Here is a 19,739-nt window from a genome sequence, read left to right as displayed (position 1 = left end):
GGGTCCTGTTCATGGGGTCAGCTTGAGGGTGATTGCGCCCAGTTCGCTCTGACCCTGGGCTTGGTGCTCGGCGCTCTGTTTAGGCGGCCAGCTGAACGGCACACGCAGCAGTTCGCGGCCGCCGACTTCACGGGCTGCTTCGACCACGACGCGGTACTCGCCCGCTTCCAGCGTCTTGAGTGGCGCCTGCCGGTCGGAGAACTGCAACCTGTGACTGCCCACGGCACGGGTGGCACCGCTGACACCGTCGACCGGCATTTCCAGGCTGCGGCCACTGCGTCTCCACCACTGGCGCAGGTCCTTGAGCCACTTCTCGCCCTCCTTGTCCTTGAGCTTGGTGTCGTACCACACCGCCAGATTGGCGACATGGCCCTGGTCCGGTCGCTCGAGCCAGATGGCGACATAGGGGCGGTGGTACTCGGCGACATCCAGACGCGGGATTTCCACGTCCAGCTGCAGGTCCGCCGCGTGCAGCGGGGCGCTGAGCAGGGCGAGGGGCAACAACAGGCGTTTACGCATGGGCAGTCCTTAATGAATGAAGAGCAGCGCCAGCAGCAGCGGTACCACCAGCCCCAGGCCTACCAGCGGCCAGGTGCTGGGCCGGTTGCCGGCGTGACGTTGCAGGAGCAGCAGGCCGGTGAGGCTGAACACCACACAGGCAACGGCGAAGAAGTCGATGAACCAGCTCCAGGCCTCACCGGTGTGGCGGCCCTTGTGCAGGTCGTTGAAGTAGGCGATCCAGCCGCGGTCGGTCGACTCGTATTCCAGTTCGCCGGTTTCGCTACTCAGGCTCAGCCAGGCATCGCCGCCGGGGCGCGGCAGGGCGACATAGAGTTCGCCATCGCTCCATTCGGCCTCACGCCCGGCCAGGCGAATGTCCAGTGTCTGCTCCAGCCAAGCGCGCAGTTCGACGGGCAGACCCGACTCGGGCGTTTCGGTTTGCAGTTTGGCGAGCAGCGATTCGGGAAGCTGCGCAGCGCGGCTTTGCACCTGCGGTTTGCTTTCGATCTGGCCGGCGTGGTTGAGGGTGATGCCCGTGACCGAGAAGAGCAGCATGCCAACCAGGCACAGCGCGGAGCTGATCCAGTGCCATTGGCGCAACGTGCCGAGCCACAGACGCATGGTGATCCTTACCTTGGAGAAGAGTGGTGCGAATTCTAGGGTGCCTGCTCACAGAGATGCTAAAGATTTACAAACAGCATACATTCGCGTCTTTGCTGTCAGGCTGTACCGGAAACAACGAAGCCGGGTCCAACCCGGCTCGTCGTCTTCTGGGCGGTCAGAAGGTGAAGTTGGCGGATAGCCACAGACGGCGGCCTTCTTCCATCACCCCGGTAGTCCCGGCGGTGGAGTGGGAGAAGTCGGTGCCATAGGCGGTGCCTATGGTTGGGAGAGTCGCAGGATTAGAGTTGGCATAGCTGTAAGTGCCGTAAGCCCTGCCATCGACGAAGTCCTTGTCCAGCAGGTTGTAGATGGCGGCGTTGAACGTCAGGTTTTCCGAGGCGCGGTACGAGCCGCCCAGATGGAACAGCGTGTACGCCTTGGTGTTCTTGCCCAGTGTGTCGTAGATGGACTGATTGGTGGAGTAACGGCCGTTATCGGCAAGGTTCTCGTACGAGGACGTGAAGCGGGCACGCTCGCCGCGGTACTCGCTCTTCAACCAGAGATTCAGGCGGTCGGTGGTCTGCCAGTTCAGCTTCGCATTGGCGAGGTGCTCCGGCGTGTTGGTCAGGGGTTCGCCCTTGTTGTCACCGCTCTTCTGCTCGCTGTCGGTGTAGGTGTAATTGGCGCTCAGCGTCCAGGCTGGGGCGAATGCCCAGCTTGCGGCGAGTTCCAGGCCCTGGGTGACGGCCTCGTCGATGTTGATCTGCTGCGCATAACTGCCGTCGGGAATTCCCGGGCGTCCGGTGATCTGGATGGGGTCGCCGCTGGCGATCTTGTCCTTGAACTTGTTGTGGAACAGCGTGGCGTTGGCATTGAAGCCAGCCAGGCTGTCGAAATACACGCCGAATTCGGTGCTCGTCGTGGTTTCCGGCTCGAGATCAGGGTTGCCGATGGTGATGACCTGGCCCTGACGTGTGGCGCCATTCACGCCGGAGTGGAGATCGTTCAGGTCCGGCGTGCGGTAGCCGCGGCTCACACCACCCTTCATGGTCCAATTCTCGGAGGTATTCCAGACCAGGTAGGCGCGTGGGCTGACATGACCGCCGAAGGCTTCGTGATCGTCGTAGCGGGCACCCAGTGTCAACGCCAGATCTTCGCGCAGGCGCCACTCGTCTTCGGCGAAGACGGCCCAGGTTTTCTGCTCGAACGTGGTCTGAGCGATGCCGTCGTCCATCTCGGCTTTCCACCACTGGCCGCCAACCGTGGCGATGTGCGATTCGCCCACCGGCGCGACCAGTTTGGTGTCCAGTACCAGATTGGTCGTCTCCAGTTCGCGTGGCGCACCGCCGATGGCACCCGGGACTGCGGTCGGGGTGCCGATTGTGCCCGGAATGGTGCGGCCAATGGTTTCGGTCGTGTTGTGCATTAGGCTGGATTCCAGCGTGCCGAAACCCAGACGGCCGGTATGGGTGAGCGCGATCTGCTCACGTTCGAAACGAAGCTCGTCGGCGTAACCATTTGCCCGGGTGGCCGCATTGGCGGTGCATTCCTGATTCTGGCCATCAAGGCTGCCGAGCTGACATTCGTCGTTGTTGTAGACCTGGCGACCACGTTCCACGTCCAGGCCGAAATCGTGATCCTCGTGCGGGGTCAAGCTCAGGCGGGCGCCCAGGTTATGCGTGCGGCCCTCGACCGGAGAGGGGCCGCGCTTGCTCACTTCGATGCCGTTGCCGTAGCTCAGGTCGGACGCTTCGCGATCGAACAGGCTTCCGCGCAGCTGCAGGCCCAGCAAGCCATCGACCAGCGGGCCACTGGCGTAGATGCTGGTGTTGCGGGTATCGCCGAAGTCGCGATCTTCCTGGTAGGTGTAGTCCTGCGTCAGCGATCCGGTCCATTCCTTGGCCACCTTGCGGGTAATGATGTTGATCACGCCGCCCATGGCGTCAGAACCATAGAGCGTCGACATCGGGCCGCGGATGACTTCGATGCGTTCGATGGCAGACAGTGGCGGCATGAAGCTGGTGGACGTTTCATTGAAGCCGTTGGGCGTGACATTGCCCGCCGCGTTCTGACGGCGCCCGTCGATAAGGATCAGGGTGTACTGGCTCGGCATGCCGCGGATGCTGATATTCAATCCGCCGGTCTTGCCCGTGCCCTGGCCGATGTCGATGCCTTCCACGTCGCCCAGAGCCTGCGCCAGGTTGTTGTAGCGCTTCTGCTGCAGATCTTCACGGCTGATGACGCTGATGCTCGCCGGTGCTTCGGTGATCTTCTGTTCGAAGCCGGAGGCGCTGACGACCGTGTCGTTGAGCGTGACAGGCGCGTTCTGGGCCAGGGCCGTCCAGCTGCAGCCGATCATGGCGCAGGACAGGGCGGTACGTGCGAAGGGGATAGACATGCGGGCTCCTTGTAGCCGTCTCGTTGGCGCCCGCATGATAATCATTCGTAAACGAGAATTTACGCTTTACTGCATCAAGTTCTCATTTGTAATGTCCAATCGGTCGCCAGCCCTTGCATGGCGCGGGCTGGCCATTTGTAAGCAGATATTTAAAAGTGGTCCGAACGGTCAGTTTCGGTCATGGCATCTGAACTTCGATGACGCCGTCGGCGTTGATCGTCACCTGGCGAGTGCCTGCCTCGATCTCCGGTACCGGTGCTGATTCCATCATGTCCATCTTCATCGCGCTGCTACGCATGACCGGCTGAAAGCCGCCGCCGTTGAGGTTGAGGCTCACTAGTTTGTAGCCGCTGCCGCCCAGGGCTTCGGTCGCCAGCTGGGCGCGGGCCTGGAACGCGGCTACGGCATCCTTGAGCAGAGCGTCCTCGTTCTGCTTGCGGATCGGATCGGAGACGCTGAAATACATGCCGCCCATCTTCAGGCTCTTCATCAGTTCGGCAGTCAGTTTCGACAGGCTGGCGAAATCGCCGCTTTCCAGGCGCAGCTCGGCACGCTCTCGCCAGCCGGTGATCTGCTGACCCTTGTCGTCGTAGACCGGATAGCTGTTGCGGCTGCCCTGGCTGACGATCACGTCCTTGTTCTGGCGAGCGGTCTGCAGCGCCTGGTTCAACGCACGAGTCGTCTGCGCCGCGAGCTCGGCGGGGTCGCTGTGCTGTGCTTCGCTGTAGAGCGTGACGTGCATACGGTCATGGGCCACTTCGCTGCTGACTTCGGCGCGCAGGGCCACCTGGTTGTAGCGGGCCTCTTCGGCCATGGCGGGCAGGCTGGTAGCGCTCGCGAGCACGGCGACGAAGGCTGCGCGGCGGAGGAGGGATGGGTGCATAACGGGTCCTTGGCATGGGCACCGGGGCGGTGCGGTAGCTCAAGACTCTAACTCCGCCAGCGAATGTGTGCAGCAGTCCGTGCGTCGAGTTGCCGCATTTTGGGCTGGCTTGCGAACGGCTTGGTTATACTCCGCCGAATTGTTGGAGACTCCATGTACGCATCCGTCCCGCTGCTGTCCGCCAGCCGGCAGAACCTTCGGCTTCTGACCCTAATTCGCATCGTGGTGCTGGCCGCACAGTCCGGTGCCGTGGGTGTGGCCTACGCAACCCAGCTGCTGACGCTGCCCTGGCTGGCGCTGGGAATCACCCTGGCGGTGTCCGCTGTGCTTTGCCTGGGAACGGCGCTGCGCTTGCGCGGGCCCTGGCCGGTCACCGAGCTCGAATATGCGGTGCATCTGGGCTGCGACCTGCTGATCCACAGCGCCCTGCTTTACTACTCCGGTGGTTCGACCAACCCCTTCGTCTCCTATTACCTGGTTCCGCTGACCATCGCCGCGGCGACACTGCCCTGGCTGTATTCCATCGTGCTTTCCGGGCTGGCGCTGCTGGGCTACACGCTGATGCTGGTGTGGTACGACCCGCTCACCCTGCCGCCGTTCGAGCGCGCCACGCTGCAGGTCTATGGCATGTGGCTGAGCTTCGCCCTGGCGGCGGCGCTGATCACCTTCTTCGTCGCGCGCATGGCCGAGCAACTGCGCCGCCAGGAGCAGCAGCAGGCCCAGCGACGTGAGGAGAGCATGCGTGACCAGCAGCTGCTGGCCGTGGCGACCCAGGCCGCCGGTGCCGCCCATGAGCTGGGCACGCCGCTGGCGACCATGAGCGTGCTGCTCAAGGAGTTGCGCCAGGAATACAACGACCCGCAGTTGAACGAGGATCTCGGCCTGCTGCAGTCGCAGGTCCAGCTCTGCAAGGAAAGCCTGCGCCAGCTGGTTCGCGCCGCCGAGGCGGACCGGCGGCAGGCCGTGGTCGAGCAGACGGCGCGCGAGTGGGTCGAATCGGTGCTGCAGCGCTGGCACCTCATGCGTCCCGAGGCCACCTACCGCTTCCACTGCGTGGGCCTTGGCAGCGCGCCCAAGCTGATGCCACCGGCGGACCTCAGCCAGTCGCTGCTCAACCTGTTGAACAACGCCACCGATGCCAGCCCGGAAGATCTCGAGATTCGTCTGGACTGGGATGCGCAGTGGATCCGGCTGACCATTCGCGACCATGGCGCCGGCGTGCCGCTGGCCATTGCCGAGCAGATTGGCCGCCCCTTCATCACGACCAAGGGCAAAGGTTTCGGCCTTGGTCTGTTTCTCAGTCAGGCCAGCGTCACCCGCGCTGGCGGCACGGTGAAGCTCTACAATCACGAAGAAGGTGGCACACTGACCGAGCTGCGCCTGCCGCACGGCTCGGTACGCGCGTGAACCTGATCGTGACCAATGCGAGGAAATGCACAGATGACCGACGAGTTGCAGCAAGAGGGTGAGGAACAGCCTCATCTGCTCCTGGTGGATGACGACCCCACGTTCACCCGGGTAATGGCGCGCGCCATGAGCCGTCGCGGACTGCAGGTCAGTATCGCCGGTTCGGCCGAAGAGGGCCTGGCGCTGGCCAAGCAGGACGTTCCCGATTACGCGGTCCTCGACCTGAAGATGGAGGGTGATTCGGGCCTGGTGCTGTTGCCCAAGCTGCTCGAGCTCGACCCGGAGATGCGGGTGCTGATCCTGACCGGCTACTCCAGCATCGCCACGGCGGTGGAAGCCATCAAACGCGGCGCCTGCAATTACCTGTGCAAGCCCGCCGATGCGGATGATGTGCTGGCCGCGCTGCTGTCGCAGCATGCCGACCTCGACAGTCTGGTGCCGGAAAACCCGATGTCGGTCGATCGCCTGCAGTGGGAGCATATCCAGCGCGTGCTGAGCGAGCACGACGGCAACATCTCCGCCACTGCGCGTGCGCTGGGGATGCATCGGCGGACCTTGCAACGCAAGCTGCAGAAGCGACCGGTTCGTCGCTGAGCCAACGCACCAGCGCCGGGCACGCCCGCCTGGCGAGCGTCAGGGGCTGACCGTCCACTCTGCGGCGGTTGGGCCCGGGCGGCGCTCATGCTTTATGCTTGCGCTTCCGTAGTCGCAGGCGTCATCCATGCTTCCCCTCATCCTGCAGACCCTGAGCGTTACCGCTCCGGTGTTTGCCATGCTGTTTCTCGGCGTCGCGCTCAAGCGCCTCGGCTGGATCGACTCGGCATTCGTCTATACCGCGTCGGCGCTGGTGTTCAAGGGCACCATGCCGACCCTGCTGTTCATCTCCATCATCAAGGCCGACCTGAATGCGGCGCTGCAGCCTGCGCTATTGCTGTACTTCGTCGTCGCCACGATAGCCACGTTCTTCGTCGCCTGGGTCTGGGCGCTGTGGCGCTGCCCCGTGTCCGACCGGGGTGTGTACGTTCAGGGTGCCTTTCGCGGCAACAACGGCATCGTCGGGCTGGCTTTGGCCAGCAGCCTCTACGGCGACTACGGGCTCTCGGTCGGCGGGGTGCTGGCCGGGGTGGTGATCCTGGTCTACAACAGCCTTTCGGCGATGGTCCTGGCCATCTACAGTCCGACCGGCCAGGTCGGGGCGAAGGACATCCTGCTCAGCATCCTGCGCAATCCCTTGATCATCGGTGTTGTCGCCGCGGTGCCGTTCGCCCTTTGGCAGATCGCCTTGCCGGGGTGGCTGATGACGTCCGGGCAGTACTTCGCCCAGATGACGCTGCCGCTGGCGCTGATCTGCATTGGTGCCACGCTGTCGCTCGACGCCCTGCGTACCAGCAGCGGCAGCGCGCTGAGCTCGAGCCTGATGAAGATGGTGTGGCTGCCGGCGCTTGCAACGCTCGGTGCCTGGGCCTGCGGGTTCCGCAACGCCGAACTGGGCATCCTGTTTCTCTATTTCGCCAGCCCTACGGCCGCGGCGAGCTTCGTCATGGCGCGTGCCGTCAACTCCAATCACCAGCTTGCCGCCACCATCATCGTCATCACCACACTAATGGCGGCCCTGAGCATCAATGCCGGGTTGTTCGTGCTGGGATGGCTGGGCTGGACCTGAGTCGTCCATCAGTACGGTGCGACGGCTACCGCTTATCGTCAATGTGATCGATATCGGCTTTATGGCTTAAGAATCACTGCGCCATGGTCGTAATCGGTCATCAGACCTCAGAAAAAAAACCGCTTTTCCGTCAAATTGCCCGGAACGTTCGACGGCATGCCAGCAAGGCAGCCGGTTTGTGTTCCAGGAAATCTTTCATGGCATTTTTCACACCTTCGAACCGGTCGCTGACGCGTGACGATATCCGCGTGGTGAATCTGCGGCGGCTGGCAGTGCCGGGCCTTGTTCTGGTGCTGGGCCTGAGTCTGGGCAGCTTCGCCGGCGGCGTCTGGGTTGGCAGCGACCTGCGCCCGCAGGAGAGCGTCCAGCTGGACGAGCCTGCTCTCGCCGATGAGGGCCGCTTCGCCATTGCGCGTGTCGGCGAGGTGGTCGGCCGATTGAAATCCCTCGAGTCCGATCTGCTCGCCTTACAGCAGATGCTGGACCAGCAGCGTGAGCTGCACGGTCAGCTGTCAGCGCTGGATCCGACATTGCTGCCGGTGCTGGCGCCGGAACGTCCCGTCGGCGCAGGGCAGGGCGGTGTGCTGTTGCCGCCCCGCGGCTGCGCCGGCGAGCTGTCGCAGGATGGCGAGACGCTGACCCTGGCCGATCTGCGGCGCAGCGAGACCTCGGCGCGCTGCATGCGCGTGCTGCTCGATGGCCTGATGCAGCGGGTGGCCGAGCGCAATGCGGCACTGATGGCGATCCCATCCCGGCGGCCGGTGGGCGAGGCGCGCCTGGGCTCTGCCTTTGGCAACCGCATCGATCCCTTCCGCAAGACCCTGGCCTTTCATTCCGGCGTGGACTTCGCGCTGAAGAGCGGCTCCGATGTGGTTGCGGCCGCCGGCGGTCGGGTGCGCTTCGCCGGCTACCGTGGCGCATACGGCAAGCTGGTGGAGATCGATCATGGCAACCGCCTGGTCACGCGGTACGCTCATCTGTCGCGGCTGGATGTACGCAAGGGCGACGTGGTCACGCCGGCGCAGCGCATCGGGGCGGTGGGGTCGACGGGGCGTTCGACCGGCCCGCATCTGCACTTCGAAGTGCTGCACAAGGGGCGCTTCGTCGATCCACAGCGTTTTCTGGCACTGGGCGATCTGGAGCGCGCCAGCGATGGCCTGGCTGAAGACTAGGCGGCCGTCCACGCGCGAGCTGGTACGTGCCGAACATCGGCTGCAGGCAGCACGCGGCGCTCGCGCGGGGCGCCTGATCATCCTCGCCTTGCTTTGCGTGATCGGCGCACTGCTGTACCTGCGGCTCGACGAACAGGCGGCCCAGGCGCGGCAGATCGAAGTGCTGCATCAGCAAAACCTGACGCTCAGTGCCGAGCTGGAGCATGCCCGGCTGCAGCGGCAGGAAGCCCAGGCCACCGAGGAGCAGCTGTTACGGCGTATCGCCACCCTTTCCGCGCAGGTCGAGCGCTTGCAGACCGACCTGGCCTTCTTCCGGCAACAGAAGAAGGCTCGTTAACTTTCTGGAGTGAGTGATGTTCAACAAGAAGAAGCCGGTGGCGCGCGTCACCATCGACCAGTTTTCCAGCCTGATCTCCGGCAACCTGTCGCTCGTCGGCGACGTGACGTTCGAAGAAGGGCTGAAGGTAAGTGGCGAGGTGCGAGGCAATGTTCGCCACAAGGCCGGCACCCACAGCCTGCTCGCACTCAGCGCCGAGGGCCGGATCGAGGGCAATGTCAGCAGCTACGATGCGCTGATCGACGGCACCATCATTGGCGATCTTGTTGTCGAGCATCTGCTGGAGCTGCATTCCAATGCGCGGGTTCGCGGCAATATCCGCTATCGCCAGCTGAGCATGGAAAATGGCGCCGTGGTCGACGGCACCCTCAGCCGTATGGGGGAGGAAGAGGAAACGGCGCAGGTGCTCGAACTGCCTCGGCCGCAGGTGCGCGAAGGCTGAACGGGCGGGCCGCTCCGGCCCGCCCAGGGCGTTAGCGCTGGACCTTCCAGGCGCGGGCGGCGATGACCAGCAGGGTGATGGCGGTCAGCGGCATGGCATAGCCGATCATCGCATCGCCGAAGGTCTCGGCGAACGGTCGGCCGGTGCTGGTCAGTACCAAGTACAGCGTGTACGCCACGTAGTAGGCGAGGAACAGCGCGCCTTCCCAGCGCTTGATGCAGTAGCCGGCGAAGAAGATCGGCAGGCAAGCCACGGCGACCGCGATCATTACCGGGAAGTCGAATGCCAGTGCGTTGGACGACACGCCGATCGCCTGCGGCGAAACCAGCGAGGCCAGGCCTAGCACGCAGAGCAGGTTGAAGATGTTGCTGCCGACGATGTTGCCCACCGCGATATCGCGCTCGCCGCGGAAGGCCGCCATGATCGATGTGGCCAGTTCCGGCAGCGAAGTGCCGACCGCGATCACGGTGAGGCCGATGACCAGCTCCGACAGGCCGAGCGCGCGTGCCAGCGCGACGGCACCCTCGACCAGGAAGTTGGACCCGACGACCAGCAGTACCAGCCCAGCGAGCACCAGGCCGGCATTGATCAGGCCGGCGTGGGGTTTGGCCGGTTCGTCGAGACCGAACTCCTTGGCGAACTCGTCATCGGCAGCGGCCGCGCTCTCGCGACGGCTGCTGATCACCAGGAACAGGGTGTAGATCACCACGGCGCTGAACAGGATGGCGCCGTCGATGCGGCTGAGCTGGCCATCCCAGGCCAGGCCGAAGGTGACCAGGCTGGCGCCGATCATGATCGGCACGTCGAGGCGGATCAACTGGCGCGACACCACCAGCGGCGCAACCAGTGCCGTCATGCCGAGGATCAGCAGCACGTTGGCGATGTTGCTGCCGACCACGTTGCCAATGGCGATATCGCCACTGCCATTGAGCGAAGCCTGCACGCTGACCGCCGTTTCCGGTGCGCTGGTGCCGAAGGCGACCACGGTCAGGCCGATGACCAGCGGCGAAATGCCGAACTGCGCGGCGAGCCTGGCTGCGCCGCGTACCAGTACCTCCGCGCCGGCAACGAGCAGCACCAGGCCGGCAATGAGATAGACGAAGGTCATCAGGGTCACGATAGAGGGCTCCACTAAGGAAAAGGATCGGGGTTCAGCGCTGGTGGCGCCAAGCGCGCAGGAAGATCACCAAAAGCGTGACGGCCGTCAAGGGGAAGGCGAACCAGAGCATTGCATCACGTAACAGGTCGATGGCGCCGAGCCCGGTGGCGAACATGACCAGATAGAGCGTGTAGGCGACGTAATAGGCAAAGAACAGCAGCCCCTCCCAGCGACGGATGCAGTAACCGGAGAAGAAGATCGGCAGGCAGGCGACGAATACCGCCAGCATCACCGGAAAGTCGAACGACTGTGCGTTGGGCGAAATCGACAGGCCGCCTGGCGCGACCGCCGCACCTGCCCCGAGCACCAGCAGCAGGTTGAAGATGCAGCTGCCCACCACATTGCCCACCGCGATGTCGCGCTCACCCTTGATCACCGCGAGCACCGAGGTAGCCAGCTCCGGCATCGAGGTGCCGACCGCTACCACCGTAAGGCCGATGACCAGCTCCGAAAGGCCCAGCGCCCGCGCCAGGCCGACCGCGCCTTCGATCAGCAGATTCGAGCCGCCGACCAGCAGGCCGAGGCCGAGCAGGATCAGCAACAGCTGGAACACCCAGGCGAAGGGCTTGTCGCTCTCGTCCGGGCCGAACTCCGTGGCGAACTCATCATCTCCGGCCGGCGCCTTCTCGCGCTTGCTGGCGGCCACCAGAAACAGTGTGTAGCCGATCAGGCTGATCAGCAGCAGGGCACCATCCAGGCGGCTGATGCTGCCGTTCCAGGCCAGGGCGTAGCAGAGCAGGCCGGCGCCGATCATCACTGGCACGTCGAGCCGGATGAGTTGGCGGGACACCACCAGCGGTGCGATGAGCGCCGAGAGGCCGAGGATCAACAGGATATTGGCAATATTGCTGCCGATCACGTTGCCCACGGCGATATCGCCGCTGCCGCCCAGGGAGGCCTGCACACTGACCGCCGTTTCCGGTGCGCTGGTGCCGAAGGCGACCACGGTCAGCCCGATGATCAGCGGTGGAATGCCAAAGCGGCTGGCCAGTCGGGCGGCGCCGCGGACCAGCGCTTCGGCGCCGACAACGAGCAGCACCAGGCCGCCGATGAGGTAGGCGAAGGTGATCAGCGACATGCATGCGCTCCGGTGGGGGCAAAAATGGATTCTGTGGTCGTCATCGGGTTCAGGGGCGAAATCGGCTCATTCATGGAAGGGTTTCGATACGTACGCGGACCACGCCGCGGTCCAGCATGTCCAGTTGCGCAGCCGCGGCGCGGGAGACATCGATGATGCGGCCACGACGGAACGGTCCGCGGTCGTTGATGCGCACGACTACCTGCTTGCCGTTCTGCTGGTTGGTCACTCGCACGCGCGTGCCGAACGGCAGGCTGCGATGGGCGGCGACCAGTGCATTCTGATCATGGGTCTCGCCATTGGCCGTGCGCTGTCCATGATGCATGCGCGCGTAATAGGAGGCCTTGCCGCTCTGGGTGAAGCGTTCCTGTGTCGGGGGCGATGCCTGCGGTGGTTGCGTCGGTTGACGCTCGGCGCAGCCGCTGGCCAGCAGGGCCAGAACCAGCAGGGCAGTGAAGCGAGTCAGTCGCATGGGGAATCCTTCCGTTGGGTCGATCGCTCGAACGGCGAAAGCCCGCGGCAGGCATGGCGAAGTTCGGGCAGCGCCGAGGGCTCGATGCGGCGACGCCACGGCTGCAGGGGCTGCAACCGTGGCGTCGCTTCGCTCAGCTTAGCCTTCGAGTTTCTTCTTCAGCAGTTGGTTCACCTGACCGGGGTTGGCCTTGCCTTTGGAAGCCTTCATCGCCTGGCCGACGAAGAAGCCGAACATCTTGCCGCGCTTGGCTTCGTCGCTGGCGCGGTACTGTTCGACCTGCTCGGCGTTGGCCGCCAGCACTTCGTCCAGCATGGCTTCGATGGCGCCGGAGTCGGTGACCTGCTTGAGGCCCTTCTTCTCGATGATCTCGTCTGCCGAACCTTCGCCGGCAGCCATGGCTTCGAAGACCATCTTGGCGATCTTGCCGCTGATGGTGTCGTCCTTGATGCGCAGGATCATGCCGCCCAGGTGCTCGGCGGAAACCGGCGACTGCTCGATGTCCAGGCCTTCCTTGTTGAGCAGGCTGGACAGCTCGCCCATCACCCAGTTGGCGGCGAGCTTGGCATCGCCGCAGGTGGCGTTGACCTGTTCGAAGTAGTCGGCCATCTCGCGGCTGGCCGAGAGCACGCTGGCATCATAGGTGGACAGACCGAACTCGCGCTCGAAGCGCTCGCGCTTCTGGCCAGGCAGCTCGGGCAGGCTGGCGCGCACTTCATCGAGGAAGCTCTGCTCGATCACCACCGGGAGCAGGTCTGGGCAGGGGAAGTAGCGGTAGTCGTTGGCTTCTTCCTTGCTGCGCATGGAGCGCGTCTCGTCCTTGTTCGGGTCGTACAGGCGGGTCTCCTGCACCACCTTGCCGCCGTCCTCGATCAGCTCGATCTGACGCTGCACCTCGTGGTTGATCGCCTTTTCGATGAAGCGGAAGGAGTTGACGTTCTTGATCTCGGCGCGGGTGCCGAACTCCGCCTGGCCCTTGGGTCGCACGGAAACGTTGCAGTCGCAGCGCAGCGAACCTTCGGCCATGTTGCCGTCGCAGATGCCCAGGTAGCGCACCAGCGCATGGATCGCCTTGACGTAGGCGACGGCCTCCTTGGCGCTGCGGATGTCCGGCTCCGAGACGATCTCCAGGAGCGGCGTGCCGGCACGGTTCAGGTCGATGCCGCTCATGCCATGGAAGTCTTCATGCAGGCTCTTGCCGGCATCCTCTTCCAGGTGCGCACGGGTGATGCCGATGCGACGTGTGCTGCCGTCTTCCAGGGTGATGTCCAGGTGGCCCTTGCCAACGATGGGATGATCCATCTGGCTGGTCTGATAGCCCTTGGGCAGGTCGGGGTAGAAGTAGTTCTTGCGCGCGAAGACGTTCTTCTCGGCGATCTCGGCATCGATGGCCAGACCGAACTTGCAGGCCATGCGCACGGCTTCGGCGTTGAGCACCGGCAGGGTGCCGGGCATGCCGAGGTCGACCAGGCTGGCCTGGGTGTTGGGCTCGGCGCCGAAGGTGGTGGCGCTGCCGGAAAAGATCTTCGACTGGGTGCTGAGCTGTGCGTGGATTTCCAGCCCGATCACGGTTTCCCATTGCATCTGTTCGATCTCCTCAGAATCCGGCCGGGGCGCGCAGGTGCCAGTCGCTGACCTGCTGATACTGGTGCGCCACGTTGAGCAGGCGCGCCTCCTGGAAGTACGGGGCGAGCAGCTGCACGCCCACCGGCAGGCCGTCGATGAAGCCGGCCGGCATCGACAAGCCCGGTATGCCCGCGAGATTGGCGGTGATGGTGTAGATGTCTTCCAGATAGGCAGAAACCGGATCGGCGTTCTTCTCGCCCAGCTTCCAGGCCAGGTTCGGCGTGGTCGGGCCGAGGATCAGGTCGACCTGCTCGAAGGCTGCGACGAAGTCCTGCTTGATCAGGCGGCGGATCTTCTGGGCCTTGAGGTAGTACGCATCGTAGTAGCCGGCCGACAGCGCATAGGTGCCGACCATGATGCGCCGCTTGACTTCGTCGCCGAAGCCTTCGGCGCGCGAGCGCTTGTAGAGGTCGGTCAGATCGACCGGATTCTCGCAACGATAGCCGAAGCGCACGCCGTCGAAGCGCGAGAGGTTGGAAGAGGCCTCGGCCGGCGCGATCACATAATAGGAAGGAATCGCATGCTGCATGTTCGGCAGGCTGATGTCCTTGACCGTGGCGCCGAGCTTCTTCAGCTCCTCGACGGACGCCATGACGGCATCGGCGATCTTCGGGTCGAGGCCGGCACCGAAGTACTCCTTCGGCAGACCGATGCGCAGGCCGGCGAGCGGCTGGCTAAGGGCGGCGAGGTAGTCATCCAGCGGCTGCTCGACGCTGGTCGAGTCCTTCGGGTCGAAGCCGGCCATGGCCGAGAGCAGCAGCGCGCAGTCTTCAGCGGTGCGCGCCATCGGGCCGCCCTGGTCGAGGCTCGAGGCGTAGGCCACCATGCCCCAGCGCGAGACGCGGCCGTAGGTGGGCTTGAGACCGGTGAGGTTGGTCAGCGCAGCCGGCTGGCGGATCGAACCGCCAGTGTCGGTTCCGGTGGCAGCTGGCAGCAGACGTGCCGCAATGGCCGCTGCGGAACCGCCGGAGGAACCGCCCGGTACGCGGGACAGGTCCCAGGGGTTCTTCACCGGGCCGTAGTAGCTCGACTCGTTGGCCGAGCCCATGGCGAATTCGTCCATGTTCAGCTTGCCGAGCGTGACCGTGCCGGCGGCGGCGAGGCGTTCCACCACGGTGGCGTCGTAGGGCGCCTTGAAGCTGTCGAGGATCCTCGAGCCGCAGCTGGTGCGAATACCCTGGGTGCAGAACAGGTCCTTGTGACCGATTGGCGCACCGAGCAGCGCACCGTTCTCGCCGGCGGCGCGACGCGCATCGGCGGCCTTCGCCTGGGCGATGGCGAGTTCATCGGTGACGCTGATGAAGCTGTTCAGTTGCGGGTCGAGCTGTTCGATGCGCGCCAGCAGGGTGCGTGTCAGCTCTTCGGCAGAAAAGCGCTTCTCCGCGAGGTTGCGGGCAATCTCGGCGAGCGTCAGGTTGTGCATGGCGGTGTCCTTCATCACTCGATCACCCGGGGAACCAGATACAGGCCTTCTTCCACGGCCGGTGCGATGGCCTGGTAGGCGTCGCGCTGATTGCGTTCGGTGACCACGTCGGCGCGCAGGCGCTGGGTGGTTTCCAGCGGGTGAGCCAGAGGCTCGATGCCGGTGGTGTCGACCGCCTGCATGCGGTCGATCAGGCCGAGGATATTGTTGAGGGTCTCGGTGGTGCGGGGCAGGTCGGCTTCAGACAGGCCCAGGCGGGCCAGGTGAGCGATCTTTTCCACCTCGGTGCGTTCAAGCGCCATCGGGTATCTCCAGCGGAAAGCGAATCGGGCTGCACCTTCCGTCGATTGACGGGGCGCGTGGCGGCGCGGGTTTGGCCGCAGCAATGGGCTTTCGGGCCCGGAAAAGCCGTCAATCTTACATGCCCCAGGCGCTTATCGGTAGCGTGCGCAGGGCACTGCGGCCAATGCGCGCCCCTTGTGGTGCCATGTTGCGGCCTAGCGCGTAATGGCTCACGTCTGGCGCTACGCGGGCGGACTCGCGCCTTGCCCTAAGTTCGCACCATTGTTAGAGTTTGCGGCACTTTTTTCCCCACGCGTTTGCCCCAGGGCCCTTTTCCCATGTTCAAGAAACTGCGTGGCATGTTTTCCAGTGATCTGTCGATCGACCTGGGCACTGCCAATACCCTTATTTATGTGCGCGATCGCGGTATCGTTCTCGACGAGCCGTCGGTGGTCGCCATCCGTAGCCACGGCAACCAGAAAAGCGTCGTCGCCGTAGGCACCGAGGCCAAGCGCATGCTGGGCCGTACCCCGGGCAACATCAATGCGATCCGCCCGATGAAGGATGGTGTGATTGCCGACTTCAGCGTTTGCGAAAAGATGCTGCAGTACTTCATCAACAAGGTGCACGAGAACAGTTTTCTGCAGCCCAGCCCACGTGTGCTGATCTGCGTACCCTGCAAGTCGACCCAGGTCGAGCGTCGCGCGATCCGCGAGTCGGCTCTCGGTGCCGGTGCGCGGGAAGTGTTCCTGATCGAAGAACCCATGGCCGCAGCCATCGGCGCCGGCCTGCCGGTGGACGAGGCGCGTGGCTCGATGGTCGTGGACATCGGCGGCGGCACCACCGAGATCGCGCTGATCTCCCTCAACGGCGTGGTCTACGCCGAATCCGTGCGGGTCGGTGGCGATCGCTTCGACGAATCCATCGTGACCTACGTGCGGCGCAACTACGGCAGCCTGATCGGCGAATCGACCGCCGAGCGCATCAAGCAGGAAATCGGTACCGCCTTCCCGGGCGGCGAGTTGCGTGAAGTGGACGTGCGTGGCCGCAACCTGGCCGAGGGCGTGCCGCGTAGCTTCACGCTGAACTCCAACGAGGTGCTCGAGGCCCTGCAGGAGTCCCTGGCGACCATCGTTCAGGCGGTCAAGAGTGCCCTGGAGCAGTCGCCGCCGGAACTGGCCTCCGATATCGCCGAGCGCGGTCTGGTACTGACCGGTGGCGGCGCGCTGCTGCGTGATCTGGACAAGCTGCTGGCCCAGGAAACCGGTCTGCCGGTGATCGTTGCCGAAGAGCCGCTGACCTGCGTTGCCCGTGGCGGCGGTCGTGCGCTGGAAATGATGGATCGTCACGCCATGGACCTGCTGTCCACTGAGTGAGTTAGCGCCTCGTCGCTCATGACAAGCCGAAAGCTCCGGTTGCGCCGGCTTTCGGCTTGTCGCGTTTAGCCCCAGCCATCAGCCAAGAGGTAGTCGCGATCAAGCCGCTATTTGCCAAAGGACCCATGCTCGGCGTACGCCTGTTGGTGTTCGTCGTGCTTTGTGTCGTGCTGATGGTGGTGGATGCCCGCTTCGACGCGCTGAAGACCGTCCGCAGCCAGATGGGCTTGGTGCTGACGCCATTCTACTGGGTCGCCGATATGCCGGTGCGTATCTGGCGCGGGGCAACGGCCCAGATAGCCACCAGCAACAGCCTGATGGCAGAGAACGAGCGGCTCAAGGCCGAGGCGCTGCTGATGCAGCGGCGGCTGCAGAAGCTGGCCACGCTCACCGAACAGAACGTGCGCTTGCGCGAGCTGCTCAACTCCTCGGCGCTGGTCGACGACCGAGTGCTGGTTGCCGAGTTGATTGGCCTGGACCCCAACCCCTTCACCCACCGCATCCTGATCGACAAGGGCGAGAAGGACGGCGTGTTCATGGGGCAGCCGGTGCTCGATGCCAGCGGCCTGATGGGGCAGGTGGTCGAAGTGCTGCCGTACGCCGCGCGGGTCCTGCTGCTGACCGACGTCACCCACAGCATTCCGGTCCAGGTCAACCGCAACGGCCTGCGCGCCATTGCGGTGGGAACCGGCAACCCCGACTACCTCGAGCTGCGCCACGTGGCCGAGACCGCCGACATCAAGGCCGGCGACCTGTTGGTCAGCTCCGGGCTCGGGCAGCGTTTTCCCAGCGGTTACCCGGTGGCGCAGGTGACCGAGGTGGTGCACGGTTCCGGTCAGCCCTTCGCCATCGTGCGTGCGGTGCCGACGGCGATGCTCAATCGTAGCCGCTACCTGATGCTGGTCTTCAGTGATTCGCGGACACCCGAAGAGCGCGCGGCCGCTGCCGCCGAAGCGCAGGCCGACGCCGATCAGAAAGCTGCCGCCGAAGGGGCCGCGGCGAGCCAGGCGCCTGGCGAGTCCGGCAGCGCTGCCGAAGGCGCACAACCGGCCGCCGGTGCCGCGCCGGCGGCACCAGCCCAGGAGGCGGGACAATGATCAGTGGGCGTCCGAACAACGGTTGGGTCATCTGGTTCAGTCTGACGCTCGCATTGCTGCTCAGCGTCGCGCCGATGCCCGGCAGTGCGGAAATCGCCCGGCCGTTGTGGCTGGGCCTGGCGATTGCCTTCTGGTCGCTGACGTTGCCGCATCGCGGCGGCCTGGGTGCAGCCTTCTGCTTCGGGCTGGCGCAGGACGTGCTCGCCGGCACCCTGTTCGGCCAGAGCGCGTTGCCGCTGATTCTCATCGCCTTTCTGGTGCTGAGCCTGCAGCAGCGTCTGCGCATGTTTCCCCTGTGGCAGCAGAGCATGGTGCTGCTGGTCGTGCTTGGCCTCGCGCAGCTGGTCCAGCTCTGGCTCAACACGCTGACCGGCAATCGTCCGCCGACCTTGCTGTTCCTGGTGCCGGTGCCCATCAGCGCGCTGCTCTGGCCATGGGTCTTCGTGGCGTTGCAGGGAATGCGCCAGCGTTTTGCCGTTTATTGATCCTCCGCGCGCTGCGCATCCGGTCAAAAGTCTGCTGTTTTGTGTGGGTTTGTGTCGCTCGGCACGGGCCGTGCCTTGATGATGTATGGCATTTCTGAAATCATCCGCGCCGGGATGGCGTTCAGCCATCACCTGTTCCGCTTCAGACCACGACAAGCACAACAGCACGGGCGACGAGTATGGAAGCTGGCATTTCGATTTTTTCCAAGGCCGAAGGCACTCGCGCTCCGCGCGTTCTGCTGGCAATCAGCGCAGTCGGAGCGTTGCTGGCGCTGGGCATGAACAGCAGCTACACCCAGGCCGACGCTGCCCCGCAGGCATCACAGCTATCCACCCCGGCGGCACCCGAATCTCCTGCTGCGGGCGGTACCTCCGCCGTTGAAGCCTCCGCCGAATCGCCGCGTGCTGAGCAGCTGAGCAGCAAGATCGCCGAACTCGACGCCATCCTTCTCGAAAAACAGAAGCTCGAAGACGCCCTTCGCACCGAGAAGAGCGAACTGGCGGCTGCGCAATTGCAAATGGCGAACAGCAAGAAGCTGATTCGCATGGAGGTAGACGAGTTTCTCGGGCAGAGCGCCGAGCGCAAGCGCCTCGACGAGCTGCTCGACGAGCACAAGCGCAATGCAGAGGCTGTGGCGGCCATTTCCGGGCGTGTCGAGGCGCTGGAAAAGGACCTGGGCAGCCAGCACCTGAAGTTTTCTCTCGCCGCGCGCGACGTCGAACGCCTCAAGTCGCAACTGGCGGCTGAAATCCGTGAGCGCAACAGCAAGAAGATTCAGAGCATCGCGCGCAAGCTGGACAAGACCATCCGCTTCGAACAGCCGGTGTCCTTCCGTTGCTCGGCCAGCAAGAGCCTGGCCGCGTGCCTCGCCGAGCACCGCAACGATGGTCAGATGTCGCAGTGGGTGCTGGAGAACTACCAGCGCGTCCTGGCCGACGACATTCGCGAGCAGGTTACCGAGCTGAGGATGGATCCCAGCTGGTATCGCTACCGCACCCGTACCGAGTTCGCTCAGGCGAGCATGAGCCTGGACGGTACCGTTCAGGCCCTGATGAATGTCGAGGCCACCATCAGCGCCAAGCAGATGATGCCCTGCGCCATCCTCGACGTGCCGTTCGAACAGTGCGACAGCAAGATGTATTCGCTGATCGTACGCAGCAACAAGTACGACGATCGGGTGCGCATCAATGATCAGGACCATGGCGCAACGCCGGTCTCGCTGATGCTCGACGGAGGCATCTACGATATTCAGATCACTTCCGGTGGCACGACCCAGAAGCGCACGCTGTCGCTCAAGGGCAACCAAGTGGTCAACTTCCGGTTCTGAGTCATCC

Annotated in this window: 20 protein-coding genes; 10 read left to right on the top strand and 10 right to left on the bottom strand. The window is 64.3% G+C overall.

Features of this window, described 5'->3' with window-relative positions:
- Positions 1-9: 9 nt before the first annotated feature.
- The 4 genes from VF716_RS18095 to VF716_RS18080 all read right to left on the bottom strand — a co-directional run bounded on the left by VF716_RS18095 (position 10) and on the right by VF716_RS18080 (position 4,385).
- Positions 10-519: a DUF2271 domain-containing protein gene (locus VF716_RS18095; protein WP_014595931.1), complete on the bottom strand. Its 510-nt coding sequence runs from the start codon at positions 517-519 to the stop codon at positions 10-12.
- Positions 520-528: 9 nt separating this feature from the next.
- Positions 529-1,122 (bottom strand): PepSY-associated TM helix domain-containing protein, encoded by a 594-nt coding sequence (locus tag VF716_RS18090; protein WP_017246392.1) that lies wholly within the window; start codon positions 1,120-1,122, stop codon positions 529-531.
- A gap of 157 nt (positions 1,123-1,279) precedes the next feature.
- Positions 1,280-3,502, bottom strand: a complete 2,223-nt coding sequence (locus tag VF716_RS18085) for a TonB-dependent receptor domain-containing protein (RefSeq protein ID WP_125872847.1) — start codon at positions 3,500-3,502, stop codon at positions 1,280-1,282.
- 178 nt (positions 3,503-3,680) lie between these two features.
- Positions 3,681-4,385 carry an SIMPL domain-containing protein gene (locus VF716_RS18080; protein WP_013981902.1) on the bottom strand — a complete coding sequence of 235 codons (705 nt, stop codon included), beginning with the start codon at positions 4,383-4,385 and terminating at the stop codon, positions 3,681-3,683.
- A gap of 153 nt (positions 4,386-4,538) precedes the next feature.
- Here VF716_RS18080 and VF716_RS18075 point away from each other — a divergent pair, with 153 nt between their 5' ends.
- From VF716_RS18075 to VF716_RS18050, 6 genes are all read left to right on the top strand, one after another.
- The gene (locus VF716_RS18075; RefSeq protein ID WP_013981903.1) at positions 4,539-5,792 is read left to right on the top strand and encodes an ATP-binding protein; all 1,254 of its coding nucleotides are present in this window, start codon (positions 4,539-4,541) and stop codon (positions 5,790-5,792) included.
- Between the two features lie 33 nt (positions 5,793-5,825).
- On the top strand, positions 5,826-6,386 hold the full coding sequence (locus VF716_RS18070; RefSeq protein ID WP_011912192.1) for a response regulator transcription factor: 561 nt from the start codon (positions 5,826-5,828) through the stop codon (positions 6,384-6,386).
- A gap of 127 nt (positions 6,387-6,513) precedes the next feature.
- The gene (locus tag VF716_RS18065) at positions 6,514-7,455 is read left to right on the top strand and encodes an AEC family transporter (protein WP_011912193.1); all 942 of its coding nucleotides are present in this window, start codon (positions 6,514-6,516) and stop codon (positions 7,453-7,455) included.
- Positions 7,456-7,652: 197 nt separating this feature from the next.
- Positions 7,653-8,627 carry a M23 family metallopeptidase gene (locus VF716_RS18060; RefSeq protein WP_041755395.1) on the top strand — a complete coding sequence of 325 codons (975 nt, stop codon included), beginning with the start codon at positions 7,653-7,655 and terminating at the stop codon, positions 8,625-8,627.
- Positions 8,608-8,964 (top strand): hypothetical protein, encoded by a 357-nt coding sequence (locus VF716_RS18055; protein ID WP_013981906.1) that lies wholly within the window; start codon positions 8,608-8,610, stop codon positions 8,962-8,964. The genes VF716_RS18060 and VF716_RS18055 overlap by 20 nt, the downstream gene beginning before the upstream one ends.
- Positions 8,965-8,980: 16 nt before the next feature.
- The gene (locus VF716_RS18050) at positions 8,981-9,406 is read left to right on the top strand and encodes a bactofilin family protein (protein WP_045159225.1); all 426 of its coding nucleotides are present in this window, start codon (positions 8,981-8,983) and stop codon (positions 9,404-9,406) included.
- A gap of 31 nt (positions 9,407-9,437) precedes the next feature.
- Here the strand turns inward: VF716_RS18050 and VF716_RS18045 are convergent, their stop codons facing one another.
- From VF716_RS18045 to gatC, 6 genes are all read right to left on the bottom strand, one after another.
- On the bottom strand, positions 9,438-10,523 hold the full coding sequence (locus VF716_RS18045; protein ID WP_045159226.1) for a calcium/sodium antiporter: 1,086 nt from the start codon (positions 10,521-10,523) through the stop codon (positions 9,438-9,440).
- A 34-nt stretch (positions 10,524-10,557) separates the two neighbouring features.
- Entirely contained in the window at positions 10,558-11,643 is a 1,086-nt protein-coding gene (locus VF716_RS18040) for a calcium/sodium antiporter (protein ID WP_011912198.1), read from the bottom strand.
- 70 nt (positions 11,644-11,713) lie between these two features.
- Positions 11,714-12,115 (bottom strand): septal ring lytic transglycosylase RlpA family protein, encoded by a 402-nt coding sequence (locus tag VF716_RS18035; RefSeq protein ID WP_013981909.1) that lies wholly within the window; start codon positions 12,113-12,115, stop codon positions 11,714-11,716.
- 138 nt (positions 12,116-12,253) lie between these two features.
- Positions 12,254-13,699: an Asp-tRNA(Asn)/Glu-tRNA(Gln) amidotransferase subunit GatB gene (gatB, locus tag VF716_RS18030; protein WP_020306519.1), complete on the bottom strand. Its 1,446-nt coding sequence runs from the start codon at positions 13,697-13,699 to the stop codon at positions 12,254-12,256.
- Between the two features lie 13 nt (positions 13,700-13,712).
- Positions 13,713-15,164 carry an Asp-tRNA(Asn)/Glu-tRNA(Gln) amidotransferase subunit GatA gene (gatA, locus tag VF716_RS18025; protein WP_045159307.1) on the bottom strand — a complete coding sequence of 484 codons (1,452 nt, stop codon included), beginning with the start codon at positions 15,162-15,164 and terminating at the stop codon, positions 13,713-13,715.
- 14 nt (positions 15,165-15,178) lie between these two features.
- A complete protein-coding gene (gatC, locus tag VF716_RS18020) occupies positions 15,179-15,466 on the bottom strand; it encodes an Asp-tRNA(Asn)/Glu-tRNA(Gln) amidotransferase subunit GatC (RefSeq protein WP_011912202.1) in 288 nt (95 codons plus the stop codon).
- A 318-nt stretch (positions 15,467-15,784) separates the two neighbouring features.
- On the opposite strand from gatC, the gene mreB reads away from it, so the two are divergent.
- From mreB to VF716_RS18000, 4 genes are all read left to right on the top strand, one after another.
- Positions 15,785-16,822, top strand: a complete 1,038-nt coding sequence (gene mreB, locus VF716_RS18015; protein WP_003292433.1) for a rod shape-determining protein MreB — start codon at positions 15,785-15,787, stop codon at positions 16,820-16,822.
- Between the two features lie 125 nt (positions 16,823-16,947).
- Complete coding sequence (mreC, locus tag VF716_RS18010) at positions 16,948-17,919, top strand: rod shape-determining protein MreC (RefSeq protein WP_013981912.1); 972 nt, start codon at positions 16,948-16,950, stop codon at positions 17,917-17,919.
- Positions 17,916-18,404 carry a rod shape-determining protein MreD gene (gene mreD, locus VF716_RS18005; RefSeq protein ID WP_095460656.1) on the top strand — a complete coding sequence of 163 codons (489 nt, stop codon included), beginning with the start codon at positions 17,916-17,918 and terminating at the stop codon, positions 18,402-18,404. Before mreC ends, mreD begins: the two co-directional genes overlap by 4 nt.
- A gap of 179 nt (positions 18,405-18,583) precedes the next feature.
- Positions 18,584-19,732, top strand: coding sequence for a PEGA domain-containing protein (locus tag VF716_RS18000; protein WP_125842214.1), 1,149 nt, complete (start codon positions 18,584-18,586; stop codon positions 19,730-19,732).
- Positions 19,733-19,739: the final 7 nt, after the last annotated feature.

The sequence above is a fragment of the Stutzerimonas sp. Brlt_14 genome (assembly GCF_051948915.1).
Lineage (GTDB): Bacteria > Pseudomonadota > Gammaproteobacteria > Pseudomonadales > Pseudomonadaceae > Stutzerimonas > Stutzerimonas stutzeri.
Note: the sequence above shows the minus strand (reverse complement) of the source record. Positions and strands in the feature narration are given on the sequence as shown.